The following is a 16,671-nucleotide window of genomic DNA, read 5'->3' as shown; positions in this document are numbered from 1 at the left end:
GCTTTTCTATATATGTTTCTTCTACTATGCAAACGAAATATGGTAGAATGGTTAAAGTATATATAGAAATGCACGTTCGCATAGGGAGAGGAATTTTTTGATTGAATTTATTAATGGAAAAGTTGATTTTATTAGCCCGGAATTTATAGTAGTTGATGTATCTGGAGTTGGGTACCAAATCTACACACCAAATCCGTTTTTGTTTCAAAAAGATCTTCAGCAAATTATAAAGATTTATACATATCAGTACGTAAGGGAAGATGTCATTGCCTTATATGGCTTTGAAACAAGGCAGGAACGAACATTATTTACCAAACTATTAAATGTTTCTGGAATTGGTCCGAAGGGGGCAATGGCAATCCTTGCTGCTGGACAGCCGGATGCAGTTGTTCAAGCCATTGAAGATGAAAATGAAAAGTTTTTAGTAAAGTTTCCGGGCGTAGGCAAGAAAACCGCTAGACAAATGATCCTAGATTTAAAGGGTAAGCTTAACGATTTGTTGTTGGATTTAATGCCCGATTTATTTGAACCTGAAAAAGTTGTCATAAATTCAGGGAAATATTCACACGACTTAGAGGAAGCCATTGAAGCTTTAAAAGTGTTAGGCTATGCTGAAAAAGAGATTACAAAAGTGATTCCGCAGTTGCAACAAGAACAGTTACCAACAGATCAATATATAAAGAAGGCTTTGCAGCTCTTACTCAGGTAGAGGAGGCGTTTTAAGTGAACGAGCGCTTAGTTTCAAGTGAATATACAGCTGATGAGGATCTGTTTGAACAAAGCCTCAGGCCTAAGCTGTTAACACAATATATCGGACAGAAAAAAGTAAAACAAAATTTGCAGGTTTTTATTCAGGCGGCAAAAATGAGAAATGAGTCATTGGATCATGTTTTGCTATACGGACCACCGGGACTAGGAAAAACAACATTAGCTACGATCATTGCGAATGAAATGGACGTTCAAATAAGAACAACTTCAGGCCCTGCAATCGAACGTCCGGGAGATTTGGCCGCGATATTAACATCGCTTGAACCGGGAGATGTCCTGTTTATCGATGAAATTCATCGTTTACAGCGTACCGTGGAGGAGGTTCTTTATTCAGCGTTGGAGGATTTTTGTATTGATATTGTGATCGGCAAAGGTCCTGGTGCAAGGTCTGTAAGAATTGATTTACCACCATTTACGTTGGTGGGGGCAACGACAAGGGTGGGGCTATTAACAGCGCCATTGCGCGATCGTTTTGGAGTGCATTGCCGTTTAGAATATTATAAAGTAGAGGAATTAACTCATATTGTTGAACGGACAGCAGATATTTTTTCGATAGAGATAGAGAAACTTGCCTCGATCGAAATTGCTCGCCGTTCAAGAGGAACCCCAAGGATTGCCAACCGTTTATTAAAAAGGGTTAGAGATTTTGCGCAAGTACAGGGTAATGGTACAATAACAGCAGATTTAGCCAACCATTCGTTGGAAATGCTTCAGGTTGACCGATTAGGATTAGACCATATTGATCATAAATTATTAATAGGAATTATTGAGAAATTCCGCGGTGGTCCTGTGGGTCTTGATACGATTGCTGCAACAATTGGAGAAGAACCACATACAATTGAGGAGGTTTATGAACCCTATTTGTTACAGATAGGCTTTTTACAGCGGACTCCTAGAGGGAGAGTTGTAACCCCGCACGTATATGAACATTTCCATTTGGAGGTGCCGAAAAAATAATGGGAAAAATGTTAATGCTCACGGGAGTGGTCCTCATCGTAGTAGGATTTCTTTGGCAATTTATCGGGAAACTGCCCGGTGATATTGTCTTCAAAAAGGGAAATACCACTTTTTATTTTCCAATCGTTACTTCAATCGTGGTCAGTATTGTTTTATCACTAATTTTTTATATTATTGGTCGATTTAGATAAAGTGAAGGAGACAACTAGACATCTATGAAAGTTGATTTATTTGATTTTAATTTACCTGAAGAGCTTATCGCCCAAACACCTCTCACAGAAAGAACCGCTTCAAGGTTAATGGTGCTTGATAAACAAACAGGTGACTTTAAGCACGAACAGTTTAGAAATATTATTGATTATTTACAAGCGGGTGATTGCCTTATATTAAATGACACTCGTGTATTACCGGCACGACTTTTTGGTGTAAAAGAAGATACGGGTGCCCAAATAGAAGTTCTTTTATTAAAGCAGGTCGAAAATGACGTCTGGGAGACGCTAGCAAAACCGGCTAAACGGGTCAAAGTGGGTACAATTATTACATTTGGTGATGGTCGCTTAAAAGCGAAATGTATAAGTGAGGGCGATCACGGCGGTCGACATTTTGAATTCTCCTATGATGGGATTTTTTACGAAGTTTTAGATTTGCTTGGCGAAATGCCGCTGCCTCATTACATAAAAGAGCAGCTCGATGACAAAGAACGGTACCAAACTGTTTTTGCAAGAGAACGTGGATCAGCAGCCGCGCCTACAGCTGGTTTGCATTTTACAAAAGAACTTCTCGAAGAAATTAAGCAAAAAGGGGTTCACGTTGCTTTTATTACTTTACATGTTGGTCTAGGTACATTCAGACCTGTAAGTGCGGAATCTGTAGAAGATCACGATATGCATGCGGAATTTTATCAAATGACGCAAGAAACTGCGGATTTATTAAATCGGGTTAAGGCTGATGGCGGTCGAATCATTTCAGTAGGGACCACTTCAACAAGAACGCTTGAAACGATCGCTTCCGGGCATGATGGTCAATTTCAGGAAACATCAGGTTGGACAGATATTTTTATTTACCCAGGCTATGAGTTTAAAGCCATTAATGGGATGCTGACAAACTTCCATCTGCCAAAATCTACATTAATGATGTTAATCAGTGCTTTGGCTGGACGTGAACATGTATTAAAGGCCTATGAAGAGGCAGTTAAAGAAAGGTATCGCTTTTTCAGCTTTGGCGATGCAATGCTTATCATTTAGTAAAGGGGAATTTCAGTGACGGCTATTCGTTATGAATTGATTAAAACATGTAAACAAACAGGAGCTAGGCTTGGGCGGGTAACGACACCGCACAGTACATTTGAAACACCAGTATTCATGCCGGTAGGGACACTTGCAACAGTAAAGACAATGAGTCCTGATGAACTAAAGGAAATGGGTGCAGGGATTATATTAAGTAATACATACCACCTTTGGTTAAGACCAGGGGAAGATATTGTGCAGGAAGCGGGAGGTCTCCATTCATTTATGAATTGGGACGGTTCGATTTTAACGGACTCCGGCGGATTTCAAGTGTTTAGTTTAAGTGATCTCCGCGATATTACGGAAGAAGGCGTTCACTTTAGAAACCATTTGAATGGAGAGAAGCTATTTCTTTCGCCTGAAAAAGCGATGCAAATTCAAAATGCTTTAGGTTCTGATATTATGATGGCATTTGATGAATGCCCACCATATCCGGCAACACCTGAATACATGAAAAATTCCGTGGAGCGGACAAGCAGATGGGCTGAACGCTGTTTAGAAGCACATTCAAGAAAAGAGACCCAAGGGTTATTTGGCATTGTGCAAGGCGGAGAATATGAAGAGTTTCGAAAGCAAAGTGCAAAAGACCTGGTCTCACTAGATTTCCCAGGGTATGCAGTTGGCGGTCTTTCTGTTGGAGAACCAAAAGAAGTGATGAACCGTGTCTTAGAGTTTACAACACCATGGCTTCCGGAGAATAAGCCACGGTATTTAATGGGGGTTGGCTCGCCGGATTCCTTAATAGATGGGTCTATTCGTGGCATTGATATGTTTGACTGTGTGTTGCCTACACGTATTGCCAGAAACGGTACAGTCATGACAAGTGTTGGCCGATTAGTAGTTCGAAATGCTAAGTATGCTAGAGATTTTACACCATTAGATCCAAATTGTGACTGTAAAGTATGTAAAAATTATTCCCGTGCTTACATTCGTCATTTAATTAGATGTAATGAAACGTTCGGTATAAGGCTTACTACTTACCATAATCTATATTTTCTGTTAAAATTAATGGAGAATGTTCGACATGCCATCCGTGAGGACCGCCTAGGTGATTTCCGTGAAGAATTTTTTGAACAGTATGGGTTTAATCGACCTGATGCGAAAAATTTCTAATCTGGTGTTCTTTTGAATTAACATAGAATATTTTGGATGGTTGTAGAATATGTTCTATCAATACCAAATACATAGACAAGCAGTGAAAGGGGTGAAATAAAAATATGGATACACTCGTTCAATTATTACCATTAATAGCGATGTTTGCGATTTTCTACTTTTTGCTTATTCGTCCACAGCAAAAACGCCAAAAGGCTGTACAATCAATGCAGTCAAATCTTCAGAAAAATGATCGTGTCGTAACAATCGGGGGACTTCACGGGATCATTGATTCAATTGATGAAGACAAAGTTGTCATTAAATGTGGTGACGGGTCAAGGTTAACATTTGACCGTAACGCTGTTCGTGAGGTAAAACACGATTAAAAATAAAGCGGAAGTGCTTGTTGGGTACTTCCGCTTTTCATTGTCCAGCTTCAGCTTTTCTTCTATTATGCTCTCTTCCCTGTCATATTAACCCCAATTACTCCTCCTAAGACAGCGATGATAATATATCCAATGTGATAGGACATCTGCTCAATCGAAAAGCTCGTCTGGTACCCCAAAAATTGAACTAGGAATATCAACAACGTAAATAACACTCCTGTACCACCGCCGACAAACCACCCCTTTTGTTTCCCTTTACCACCTGAAACGAATCCCCCAATAAATAGCGCAAGGAAGGAAAGGGTTAAAATTACCCAAGTTAAAGAAGATTCTTGGATTTTAGTAAAACGAAGTAGTAAGGATAAAACAATACTAGATGTTAGAACGATGACAAAGGTCGTTATTACTCCATATAAAATTGCCGCAAACGAGTTTTTTGCCATTTATACGCCTCCTTCAATTCCCATAGAGGTTGTTCAACCCTTATTAAAAACTTATTCGTTCGGACAAATTTTAGAACAAGAAAAGCGGAGGCGCCTGTTAAGCGAAGTCCACTAGTCGCTAGGCGCCGGACAAAGAAAATTGGAAAAACCTTCGTATTATGTTTATGACTCTCAAGGTCAAACTATATAAAGGGTCGACAAAGATGTACGTGATAAGGAGCGATCAAATTGGAAATTTGGACAGTAATTTTGCGGACTTTGTTTCTATATTTGTTGATCGTTATTATCTTTCGATTAATGGGAAAACGAGAGATCGGGGAATTAAGTCTTTTAGATTTGGTGGTTTTTATTATGATAGGTGAGATGGCGGTGGTAGCAATTGAGAAGCCGGATAAGCCGTTACTCATCGCCGTACTGCCAATGATATTATTGCTATTAATTCAGCTTACGCTGTCAATTTTTTCTTTAAAAAGTCAAAAAGTACGCGATGCTGTAGATGGTCAACCGTCGCTCATTATTGATCAGGGACAAATTAATGAAGAAGAAATGAGGAGGCAACGCTATAATATTGATGACCTTTTGACACAATTGCGTGAAAAGGACATTAAAAACGTAGCTGATGTTGAATTCGCCATACTAGAAACAACAGGAAAGCTTTCTGTTTTTGAGAAAGATAAATATAATCAAACAGATCAAGCATTCAACCTTCCTTTTCCGTTAATAAAGGACGGAAAAGTCCAAGAAGACCAGTTAAAGCGAATTCATAAAACAAATTTGTGGTTACGGCAAGAGCTTCGGAAATTAGGGCACAAAGAACTAAAAAATATAACCTATTGTTCGATCGACGATAATGGAAAGTTGTTTGTTGATGTCAAGGATGACAAAAAATAAAAATAAGGCTTCTTCTTTATAAAAGGAGCCTTATCGTTTTTTACTATCTGGAATTAGCATGGCTAAACGAGGGCCAACATAAGGAATTCTATTTATTTCTTCTTTTGACACTAATTTTAAAATAATCAGCAATAAGAAGTACAAAATAGAGGTACCCATAATGGCTATTAAAGTTCTTGTTAAAAGCGATGCATCAATAATGAAATGTGTAAAAATATATCCGCCGAATATACCAGAAGCAACTATCGTTACAATACTTTTAAGATAATCTTTTACATAAAAAGTGTAACTGATTGTTTTAATAATCGTGGCAAAATGCAGAAGAGTGACAAGTAATATTCCTAGTACAATCGCAATGGCTACCCCCATAATCCCAAATTCCGGTCTTGATGCAAATGCAAATATCGCAACTATTTTTACAACAGCACCAATAAGGCTGTTAATCATGGCTGCTTTTGCTAGGTCGAGTGCTTGTAAAGTAGCCTGTAAAGGACCTTGGAAATAAGACAATAAGAAAAAAGGAGCCATTAACTGCACATAGACAGCGGGTTTAGTTGTATTAAACATTAATTCCATGAGCGGTGTTGCAAATACATATAATATCACAATGGAAAGTCCGCCTGTCACTAATGATAACCGTAATGCTTGCTGCAAGCGATGTTCGATGACTAATGATTGCCCTTTGGCAGCAGCTTCACTAATAGCGGGAACTAAAGAAACTGACAAAGATGTTGTAACAAAGGATGGAAGTAAGAGAAGCGGGATTGCATATCCTGTCAGTTGCCCGTATTGCATCGTTGCCAGTGCCGTTGCCACACCTGCAATCGCTAAACTTTGGGAAACAACGATGGGTTCGACAAAGTACGAAAGTGATCCAATTAAGCGGCTTCCTGTTGTTGGAAGGGCAATTCTCAGCAAATCATCTAAAGTGCTTTTCCCAGCTTTCATTTGTTTAAAAAAATTGCGGCGAACCTTAATTTGTTTTCTCATTTTAAACATCGTCAGCATAAATAGTAACGATGCCAATTCGCCTAATACGGCGGAAATCATTGCACCTGCTGCCGCAAATTCCACACCATATGGCAATAATGCTTTTGTAATAACGGCCACTAAAGCAATACGAACAACTTGTTCAATTACCTGTGAATAAGCAGCAGGACGCATGTTTTGCAGTCCTTGGAAATATCCGCGTAAAACGGAGGACAATGCGATAATGGGAACAACTGGTGATATCGCTATTAACGGGTAATAGGTTCGTGAATCCGTTAATAAAGTATTTGATAAAATCGGTGCAAGGACGATCATGCCCGTTGTGAAAATAATACTTGTGACTCCGGTAACTGCAAGGGAAACGACGAGAATTTTCTTGATTTTATGGCGGTCACCTAATGTCTCAGCCTCTGCCACTAACTTCGATATGGCAACAGGCAGCCCCAACTGTGTAAGCGTTATGGCTAGGATAAAAGTGGGCACGGCCATCATATACAGTCCGACGCCCTCTTCCCCCATAATTCTTGCAACAACAATTCGATTAACAAATCCCAAAAAGCGGGTAACGAGCCCTGCTAAAATTAAAATTAAAGTTCCTCTTAAAAAACTTTGTTTAAATTGTTTAGACATTTTCGCCCCTACCTTCAAAAATCTAACGATAAACGATACAATAATTTATATGCTGTTAACATGGGCAAGCATGACAAGTTTATCTTTGGTAATCTTAAGGAGGGATAAAAATGGAGGTAGAGAGACATCCTGTAGATTTTTATAAACATCAAGTAGAGCCTGTACTGCAAAGTAAGATGGAAGAGTTTGTATTAATGGGGTATGATCGAGTAACCATCCAAGAGGTATGGGACTGTTTGCATAAAAAGAAATGGAAGAAAAAAGCGGACAAGTTTCTCCATGAGGTTGTTGCTGATATTTTAACACTTAGTGTAGGCGAGTATATGAGCTATTTGACAATCGAAGCCTTCAAAGGCCCTGATTATTTTAGTCAATTTGAAAATGAGAAGTAAACGAGAAATCCGGGTAACAAATTGACATCTGTTACGACATTTTTCTATAATGGACATACTGTTATTATATTTACATAAATAGATTAGTTTTATTTGGAACGGGAGTTAATCCCGTTGTTTTTTCGTGCAGGTTAAGAAAGAATAGAAGCCGCGCATATTGTCGTCTTTTGTTCTTAAAAGGAGGAGCAATTTATGGTTAAAAGAGGACGGATATTAGCATTTTTCCTGATCGTCCTGCTGGTAGGAAATCTGATGGGATTCTCAACAAATGGAATTCTGAAAAACATTAAATTAGGACTTGATCTTCAAGGTGGATTTGAAATTTTATATGATGTGAAGCCTATTAATGCAAATCAAAAGGTCGACCGTGATCTCTTATTAAGCACGGTCAGTGCTTTAAATAAACGGATTAACGTATTAGGCGTAAGTGAGCCTATTATCCAAATTGAAGGAAATGATCGGATTCGCGTTCAGTTAGCAGGCGTGCAAGACCAGGAGAAAGCTCGTGAAATTCTTTCTACACAAGCAAAGCTTACATTTAGAGACGTGTTTGACCAGAAATTGTTGGATGGTGGGGATTTACAGGAAGGCGGTGCTGCTCAATCATTCGATGACAAAAATAGGCCTATCGTCACTCTAACTCTTAAAGATGCTGATAAATTTGGACAAGTTACACAGCAAATTTTAAGCATGAAGCCAAACAACCTTATGGTAATTTGGTTGGATTTCATTGACGGTGTTGACTCGTTTGCAGCAGAATCACAAAAAGACCCTAGTCAACAAAAGTATTTATCGGCTGCAACTGTTAGCCAGGTTTTAAATACGAAAAATGTAATGATTAGCGGGAACTTTACGATTGAAGAAGCAAAGCAATTGGCTGACCTTTTGAATGCCGGATCATTACCAGTTGATTTACATGAAGTGTTCTCAACATCAATTGGAGCATCATTCGGTGAACTAGCCTTACATGATACAATTTTTGCAGGGCTAATCGGTATTGCATTAATTTACTTGTTCATGTTGGTATATTACCGTTTCCTTGGATTTATTGCGGTTGTTGCGTTATCTATCTATATTTGGCTCATACTAGTAGTGTTTGACTGGATGAATGCTGTTTTAACGCTACCGGGAATTGCAGCGTTAATTCTTGGGATTGCTATGGCGGTAGATGCCAACATTCTCACCTATGAGCGGATAAAAGAAGAAATTAGAGCGGGGAAATCAATGATGTCGGCATTTCGAGCCGGTAGTAAACACTCCTTCAGAACTATTCTCGATGCTAACTTAACTTCGATTATAGCAGCGGTTGTTTTATTCTACTACGGTACAAGCTCGGTTAAGGGTTTTGCGACAATGTTGATTATTAGTATCTTGGTTAGCTTTGTAACAGCTGTCTGGGGCTCTAGATTATTATTACAATTATGGGTCAATAGCCGTTTCTTAAATAACAAAGTTAGCTGGTTTGGCGTGAAAAAGAGCCAAATTCGTGATATTCATGAATATAACGAAGAAGAACTTGTTGTTCGAGGTCCATTAAGAAACGCTGACTTTATCAAACATCACAGGATCTATTTTATGGTGTCAGGGGCCATGACTGTCATTGGTATAATTGCCCTTTTAACAATGGGTCTCAACTTAGGGATTGATTTTGCGAGTGGTACAAGGATTGAAATTCAAGCACCTAATCATCAGTTAACGAAAGACGTATTAACGAAGGAATTTGATGAATTAGGGTATAAGATTGAGGATATTACATTAGCAGGTAATAATAATGAAATGAGCATATCTCGTTTTGTTGGTGTCCTTTCCAAAGAGGAAGTTGCCAAAGTAAAAGCCCATTTTGTTGATAAATACGGTGTTGAGCCAAACATCAGTACAGTATCACCAACTGTAGGTAAGGAACTTGCTAAGAATGCTTTCAAAGGAATTATGTTTGCATCCCTTGGTATTGTCCTTTATGTAGCCTTCCGTTTCGAATGGTATTTCGGGTTTGCGACGATTGTTTCGCTATTACATGATGCATTTTTAATTATCACCATCTTCAGCATTTTAAGAATTGAGGTTGACTTGACATTTATCGCTGCGGTTCTTACGGTCGTCGGTTTCTCGGTACACGACACGATTGTTACGTTTGACCGAATTCGCGAAAATATGAAAATAAAGAAACGTGTGAAAACCTATGATGATTTAGCGGAAATTGTCAATAAAAGTTTGATCCAGGTGATGGCCCGTTCTATCAACACGGTTTTAACCGTTTTAATTGCATCGGGAGTACTTTGGATTTTTGGAGCGGAATCGATCAAAAATTTCTCATTAGCTTTATTAGTTGGTTTAATAGCTGGCGCGTATTCTTCCATCTTCATTGCTGCGCAGCTTTGGTTAGTTATGAAGGCTAAAACACTTGGTAAAACGAAAACAAAACCAAAGGATAAAGAAAAAGATTATGATCCTGAACCACAAGTTTAAGGGAAAACAGAGAAAAATCGGCATAATGCCGATTTTTTTTTGTCCAGTTGCAAAGAAATTTTATCTCTTAAATAGGGTAATCTACTCATATAGATTTTCCCGAGGTGATGATGTGGAAACAAACGAAAGATTTCGACAGGCGGAACGTGCAGCTGTCGTTGGGGCAATTGGGAATGTCGTGTTAGCCATTGTAAAAGGGATCCTTGGAGTAATGGGAAACAGCCGTGCCCTTGTCGCGGATGCAGCCAATTCGGCATCGGATGTTTTAGGTTCGATTGCGGTATTTGTAGGGTTAAGGGCTGCCAAACAACCACCCGATAAAGAACACCCTTACGGTCACGGGAAGGCAGAATCGATTGCAGCGATCATTGTTGCTGTATTGCTTTTTATAGTTGGAGTTGAAATGGGAAAAGGGTCAATTGAAGCATTTTTCCACCCAATATCTGCTCCGAATATGTTAGCAGTATATGGCGCCTTGATTTCAATCCTTATTAAAGAAATGTTATTTCGATATACATTTCGAATTGGTAAAAAAGTTAAAAGTGATGCAATCGTTGTCAGTGCCTATGACCACCGTACTGACGTTTTTTCCTCGCTTGCAGCCCTTATTGGAATTGGAAGTGCGTTAGTAGGGGAAAGATTCAATGTTCCTTGGCTCAAGTATGCAGATCCGTTGGCCGGGGTATTAGTATGTTTATTAATTTTAAAAATGGCATGGACGGTTGGGTCGGAATCAATTGTAAACACGATGGACCGTGTTTTACAGGAGGATGAAACGGAAGAACTGCGAAAAACGGTTGAAACGGTTCCTGATGTTAAAAGGATCAACGAGCTTTTTGCAAGGGAACATGGACATTATGTCATCGTTGATATTAAGATCGCCGTAGATCCGTTTATAACTGTTGAAGAAGGTCATCGGGTCGGGAAAAAGGTTAAAGAACAGTTGCTGAAGTTGAATAATGTTTATAATGTTTTTGTGCATATCAACCCCTATGCACCAGAATAATCGATTGGAGGTTCAATAATATATCCATTTGCCACTACTTTACCTTTTTTGTATAATTAACAGGTTAAGGAGTGGTATTTTTGTTACAGTCAAAATCACGTTGGATCATACAAGATTGTGATCGAATTCTATCAGAAGCATTATCAAATGAACTTAATATATCACCTCTTGTTGCAAATTTATTAGTAAATAGAGGAATTGTAACAGCAGAAACTGCAAATCAGTTTTTAAATAAAGATGCAGCGAACTTTCATGATCCGTTTTTACTGGATTCAATGGATATTGCCATTGCAAGAATTGAAACGGCAATTGAAAACAATGAAAAGATTCTTGTGTACGGTGACTATGATGCGGATGGAGTATCAAGTACAACGGTTATGGTTCGAGCATTAGAAGAAAAGGGAGCAAGGGTAGATTTTTATATCCCTAATCGTTTTACAGAGGGGTATGGCCCGAATGAGGCTGCTTTTAGATGGGCAGGTAATGAAGGCTATACTGTAATCATTACGGTCGATACGGGAATTTCTGCAATACACCCGGCAAAGATTGCAAAAGAGTTAGGAATCGATTTAATTATTACTGACCACCATGAAGTGTCACCAGAATTACCGGAGGCATTTGCGATTATACATCCGCGAAAACCGGGCGGCCATTACCCTTTTGGTGAACTCGCTGGGGTTGGAGTTGCCTTTAAAGTAGCCCATGCTTTATTAGGGAAATTACCGAAGCATTTGCTTGAATTTGCGGTAATTGGTACGATTTCAGACTTAGTTCCGTTAAAAGATGAAAATCGTTTAATTGCTAGTTTGGGATTAAAAGCGATGCAGAATACAACCAATCCAGGACTACGAGCTCTTCTTAAAATAGCGGGAATGGAAGACAAGGAAATTAATGAAGAAACAATCGGTTTTGCAATTGGACCAAGGATTAATGCGGTTGGACGACTAGGATCAGCTGATCCTGCAGTCGAATTGTTAATGACTGATTCTAAGGAAGAAGCTGAAATGATCGCGGCTGAAATAGATGAAATCAATCGTGATCGCCAAACACTAGTAAATGAGATCACAGAAGCAGCAATCGCCGAGGTTGAAAAACATTTTCCTCTGGAAGAAAACAAGGTGTTAGTGATCGCGAAAGAAGGCTGGAATCCGGGCGTTATTGGTATTGTTGCTTCGAGGCTTGTTGAAAAATTTTATCGACCAGCAATCGTTTTAAGCATTGATAGGGAGAAAGGTGTCGCAAAAGGATCGGCAAGAAGTATTGAGGGATTTGATTTGTTCGAAAATCTATCTACATGCCGTGATATTCTTCCGCACTTTGGCGGCCATGCAATGGCAGCGGGAATGACATTAAAATTAGAAGATGTTGAAACACTAAGAAACCGATTAAATCATTTAGCTAGTGAGATATTAACAGAAGAGGACTTCACCCCATTAATGAACGTCGATATAAGATGTTCATTGGATGACGTGAGTGTTGCAACGATTGAAGAAATGCTGCAATTAGCACCATTTGGGGTTGGCAATCCCAAACCGCTTGTCTGTTTAGAGGACGTTTCCTTACAACAAATTCGAAAAATTGGCAGTGGAATGAACCATTTGAAGGTTATTTTTGAAAAAGACGGACAGGTTTTGGATGCAGTCGGATTTGGGTACGGATACTTGGCTGATGAAATCTCACCATTGTCAACCGTTAAAGTAGTCGGTGAATTATCGATCAACGAATGGAATGGCTTTAGAAAGCCGCAATTAATGCTAAAGGATGCAGCTGTCGAGGAATGGCAATTATTTGACTTAAGAGGAAAAAAGGAAATTAATAAGCAACTTCAAAATTCTAAACTAACATCGGAAACGTTGATTGCATTTAGGGAAGAGACAATTGCCCGCTTACAATTAGAGGATTGGAAACATCAAATTGTTCTCGTTCAAGATTTAAAATCAATCGATCAAGTTAAAAATAGTAGTAAATCGCTTGTCATATTAGATTTGCCTTATGAATCAAAACTATTGGAAGATCTTTTACAGCAGGCAATGCCTGAACGAATATATGCGGTATTAGACCATAAAGATGAGCATTTTTTTAGTACATTACCTACCCGAGATCATTTTAAATGGTATTATGCTTTTTTATTAAAGCAACAGCCATTTGATGTTAAGAAATATGCAGATGCACTTTCGAAGAAAAAAGGTTGGTCAAAAGAAACGATTCATTTTATGACGCAGGTGTTTTTTGATTTAGAATTTGCTAAAATAGAAAATGGTCTGATTACACTTGTCGAAAATCCAGCTAAAAGGGATTTTGAATCATCAAAAACTTATAATCAAAAACAAGAGTTATTAAAGATGGAAGCAGAACTAGTATACTCTTCTTATCAATCTTTAAAGGAATGGTTTGATAGAGTGATTAAAACGTCCTGTATAGTAGAGGAGGAAGTCGTAATATGAACTACAAAGATTACATCGCATTAGTACCAGATTGGCCTAAAGAAGGAATTCAATTTAAAGATATTACACCATTGATGGATCATGGTCCTGCCTTTAAAAGTGCGGTAGATGATATAGTTGCCTATGCAAAAGATAAAGATATTGATGTTATTGTTGGTCCAGAGGCTCGCGGATTTATTGTCGGATGCCCTGTTGCTTATGCATTAGGAATTGGCTTTGCCCCGGTTCGTAAAGAAGGAAAACTTCCAAGAGAAGTGATTCGCGTTGAGTACGGACTTGAGTACGGGAAAGATATATTAACCATGCACAAAGATGCGATAAAACCAGGACAAAGAGTTTTGATTGTCGATGATTTGCTGGCAACCGGTGGTACAATGGATGCATCCATTCGATTAGTAGAACAGCTTGGCGGAGTTGTGGCCGGCTTAGCGTTTTTAGTTGAATTAACTTATTTAGATGGTCGTTCTAAGCTTAAAGGGTATGATGTTTTAACTTTAATGGAATATTAATTATTTATTTTTTCGCAAGGAGTACTCACAGAGTGCTCTTTGTTTTTTGATTTTTTATCAAATCACTTTACATTACGGCCTTATTTAAAGATAATAGATTAAATAAGGAATTTTTCTATTCGGATAGAATATTAGGTGATCGATTTTATGGCTAACGAACAAGTACTTACAATAGAACAAGTATTAGACCTTGCAGGACGCTATTTGCCAAAGGAAGATGTAGCGTTTGTTGAAGCTGCCTATAAATATGCAGAAGCTGCCCACAGTGAACAATATCGGAAATCGGGAGAACCCTATATTATACACCCTATTCAAGTTGCCGGGATTTTAGCGGAGCTTGAAATGGACCCTGTTACAGTTGCTGCAGGGTTTCTTCATGATGTTGTTGAAGATACAGAGGTAACTTTAAAGGATTTGGAAGTTGCATTCAATAAAGAAGTTGCGATGTTAGTTGATGGTGTTACAAAGCTTGGTAAGATTAAGTATAAATCCAAAGAAGCACAGCAAGCCGAAAACCATCGCAAAATGTTCATCGCAATGGCTCAAGATATACGGGTCATCCTAATTAAGCTTGCAGACCGTCTCCATAATATGAGAACATTGAAGCATTTGCCTCCAGAAAAGCAAAGGCGTATATCAAATGAAACGCTTGAGATATTTGCACCCCTTGCCCATCGACTTGGTATTTCAACAATCAAATGGGAACTTGAAGATACTGCATTAAGGTACTTGAATCCACAGCAATATTATCGAATCGTGAATTTGATGAAAAATAAACGTGCAGAACGCGAAAACCAGGTCCATGAAGTTATCGATGAAATTCGCAAGCGGTTGGATGAGGTTCATTTGAAGGCCGATATTTCCGGTCGTCCGAAACATATCTATAGCATTTATCGGAAAATGGTCCTTCAAAATAAACAATTTAACGAAATTTATGATTTGTTGGCAGTTCGGGTTTTAGTTGAAAGCATTAAAGACTGTTATGCCGTTCTCGGTGTTATTCATACGTGCTGGAAACCAATGCCAGGTAGGTTTAAGGATTATATTGCGATGCCAAAGGCTAATATGTATCAATCCTTGCATACGACAGTCATAGGTCCCAAAGGCGACCCATTAGAAGTTCAAATCCGAACAACTGAAATGCACCAAATCGCTGAATACGGGATTGCAGCCCACTGGGCTTATAAAGAAGGGAAGCAAATTACACAAAACCGAGAGAATCTCCAAGAGAAGATGACGTGGTTCCGTGAAATTCTTGAATGGCAGCAAGATACAAACGATGCAGAAGAATTTATGGAATCATTAAAAATTGATTTGTTTTCGGATATGGTGTTTGTGTTTACCCCTAAAGGCGATGTTTATGAATTACCTAGGGGCTCTAACCCAATTGATTTTGCTTACCGAATTCACACGGAGATTGGAAACAAAACGATTGGTTCGAAAGTGAACGGGAAGATGGTACCGCTCGACCATGTGTTAAAAACGGGTGATATCATTGAGATTTTAACATCAAAGCAATCATTTGGACCTTCCCAGGACTGGATTAAGATCTGCCAAACCTCACAGGCTAAAAATAAAATTAGGCAGTTTTTCAAGAAACAACGTCGTGAGGAAAATGTTGTCAAAGGGAAAGAGTTAGTTGAAAAAGAAATTTTAAAACATGACTTTGAACTGAAAGAAGTATTAACAGCGGAAAACCTGAACCGCGTTGCTGAAAAATTTAATTTTACCAACGAAGAAGATATGTATGCTGCGGTTGGTTATAACGGAATTACCGCTGCCCAAATAGCAACAAGATTAACAGAAAAGCTTCGCCGTAGAAAAGATCAGGTTCAGCTTGAGGAATCGCTGTTAAAAGCTGTTTCCGAGGTAAAAAGTATACCACATAAGAAGAAAAAAGATACAGGTGTCGTTGTAAAAGGCGTTGATAATCTATTAGTAAGATTATCAAAATGCTGTAATCCTGTACCTGGGGATGAAATCTTAGGATTCATTACAAAAGGGCGGGGTGTATCTGTGCACCGCACTGACTGTCCGAATATTCATACTGAGGAAGCGAAGGAAAGGCTCCTTGAAGTAGAATGGGAGGGCGGTGGTGAGGGCGGTAAAATGTACAATGTCGATATTGAAATCACCGGTTTTGACCGCCGCGGTCTTTTAAATGAAGTGCTTCAAGCAATAAATGAGGCAAAAACAAATATTACGGCAGTATCAGGTCGAACGGACCGAAATAAAATCGTTACAATCGATATTTCGATTCCAATTCAAAACGTAAATCATTTACAAAAAATTGCTGATCGAATAAAATCAATCCCTGATATTTATTCTGTACGGAGAATTATGCAGTAGGAAATAAAAAACGTAAGGCGGCCGCTAACTGAATGGCCGCCTTTTTACATAAGGAGTTGTCT

The 16,671-nt window shown here is 38.7% G+C and carries 15 protein-coding genes; 13 read left to right on the top strand and 2 right to left on the bottom strand.

The window, feature by feature from the left end; all coding sequences use genetic code 11:
* Positions 1-97: 97 nt before the first annotated feature.
* The 6 genes from ruvA to yajC all read left to right on the top strand — a co-directional run bounded on the left by ruvA (position 98) and on the right by yajC (position 4,489).
* Positions 98-709, top strand: a complete 612-nt coding sequence (gene ruvA, locus P9E47_RS08270; RefSeq protein WP_326163104.1) for a Holliday junction branch migration protein RuvA — start codon at positions 98-100, stop codon at positions 707-709.
* A gap of 14 nt (positions 710-723) precedes the next feature.
* Positions 724-1,725, top strand: coding sequence for a Holliday junction branch migration DNA helicase RuvB (gene ruvB / locus P9E47_RS08265; protein WP_326163103.1), 1,002 nt, complete (start codon positions 724-726; stop codon positions 1,723-1,725).
* Positions 1,725-1,916 carry a DUF2905 domain-containing protein gene (locus tag P9E47_RS08260; RefSeq protein WP_326163102.1) on the top strand — a complete coding sequence of 64 codons (192 nt, stop codon included), beginning with the start codon at positions 1,725-1,727 and terminating at the stop codon, positions 1,914-1,916. The genes ruvB and P9E47_RS08260 overlap by 1 nt, the downstream gene beginning before the upstream one ends.
* Before the next feature lie 24 nt (positions 1,917-1,940).
* Entirely contained in the window at positions 1,941-2,969 is a 1,029-nt protein-coding gene (gene queA / locus P9E47_RS08255) for a tRNA preQ1(34) S-adenosylmethionine ribosyltransferase-isomerase QueA (RefSeq protein WP_326163101.1), read from the top strand.
* A gap of 15 nt (positions 2,970-2,984) precedes the next feature.
* Positions 2,985-4,124 carry a tRNA guanosine(34) transglycosylase Tgt gene (tgt, locus tag P9E47_RS08250; RefSeq protein WP_326163099.1) on the top strand — a complete coding sequence of 380 codons (1,140 nt, stop codon included), beginning with the start codon at positions 2,985-2,987 and terminating at the stop codon, positions 4,122-4,124.
* Positions 4,125-4,228: 104 nt separating this feature from the next.
* Positions 4,229-4,489 (top strand): preprotein translocase subunit YajC, encoded by a 261-nt coding sequence (gene yajC, locus P9E47_RS08245; RefSeq protein ID WP_003331776.1) that lies wholly within the window; start codon positions 4,229-4,231, stop codon positions 4,487-4,489.
* Positions 4,490-4,554: 65 nt separating this feature from the next.
* On the opposite strand, the gene P9E47_RS08240 is transcribed toward yajC, so the two are convergent.
* Positions 4,555-4,932 carry a TIGR04086 family membrane protein gene (locus tag P9E47_RS08240; protein ID WP_035194008.1) on the bottom strand — a complete coding sequence of 126 codons (378 nt, stop codon included), beginning with the start codon at positions 4,930-4,932 and terminating at the stop codon, positions 4,555-4,557.
* Positions 4,933-5,160: 228 nt separating this feature from the next.
* Between P9E47_RS08240 and P9E47_RS08235 the strand changes: the two genes are divergently transcribed.
* Complete coding sequence (locus P9E47_RS08235) at positions 5,161-5,823, top strand: DUF421 domain-containing protein (RefSeq protein WP_003331774.1); 663 nt, start codon at positions 5,161-5,163, stop codon at positions 5,821-5,823.
* A 30-nt stretch (positions 5,824-5,853) separates the two neighbouring features.
* Here P9E47_RS08235 and spoVB read toward each other — a convergent pair whose 3' ends face one another.
* A complete protein-coding gene (gene spoVB, locus P9E47_RS08230; protein WP_003331773.1) occupies positions 5,854-7,443 on the bottom strand; it encodes a stage V sporulation protein B in 1,590 nt (529 codons plus the stop codon).
* 110 nt (positions 7,444-7,553) lie between these two features.
* Between spoVB and P9E47_RS08225 the strand changes: the two genes are divergently transcribed.
* From P9E47_RS08225 to P9E47_RS08200, 6 genes are all read left to right on the top strand, one after another.
* Complete coding sequence (locus P9E47_RS08225; RefSeq protein ID WP_003331772.1) at positions 7,554-7,835, top strand: post-transcriptional regulator; 282 nt, start codon at positions 7,554-7,556, stop codon at positions 7,833-7,835.
* A 192-nt stretch (positions 7,836-8,027) separates the two neighbouring features.
* On the top strand, positions 8,028-10,301 hold the full coding sequence (gene secDF / locus P9E47_RS08220) for a protein translocase subunit SecDF (protein WP_003331771.1): 2,274 nt from the start codon (positions 8,028-8,030) through the stop codon (positions 10,299-10,301).
* A gap of 112 nt (positions 10,302-10,413) precedes the next feature.
* Entirely contained in the window at positions 10,414-11,307 is an 894-nt protein-coding gene (locus P9E47_RS08215) for a cation diffusion facilitator family transporter (protein WP_326163098.1), read from the top strand.
* 80 nt (positions 11,308-11,387) lie between these two features.
* A complete protein-coding gene (recJ, locus tag P9E47_RS08210; RefSeq protein WP_326163097.1) occupies positions 11,388-13,751 on the top strand; it encodes a single-stranded-DNA-specific exonuclease RecJ in 2,364 nt (787 codons plus the stop codon).
* Positions 13,748-14,260, top strand: coding sequence for an adenine phosphoribosyltransferase (locus P9E47_RS08205; protein WP_003331767.1), 513 nt, complete (start codon positions 13,748-13,750; stop codon positions 14,258-14,260). The genes recJ and P9E47_RS08205 overlap by 4 nt, the downstream gene beginning before the upstream one ends.
* A gap of 147 nt (positions 14,261-14,407) precedes the next feature.
* Positions 14,408-16,609, top strand: a complete 2,202-nt coding sequence (locus P9E47_RS08200) for a RelA/SpoT family protein (RefSeq protein ID WP_326163096.1) — start codon at positions 14,408-14,410, stop codon at positions 16,607-16,609.
* Positions 16,610-16,671: the final 62 nt, after the last annotated feature.

The organism is Schinkia azotoformans, from assembly GCF_035811335.1.
GTDB classification, from domain to species: Bacteria; Bacillota; Bacilli; order Bacillales; family Bacillaceae_J; genus Schinkia; species Schinkia azotoformans.
This window is presented reverse-complemented; position numbering and strand designations above follow the sequence as displayed.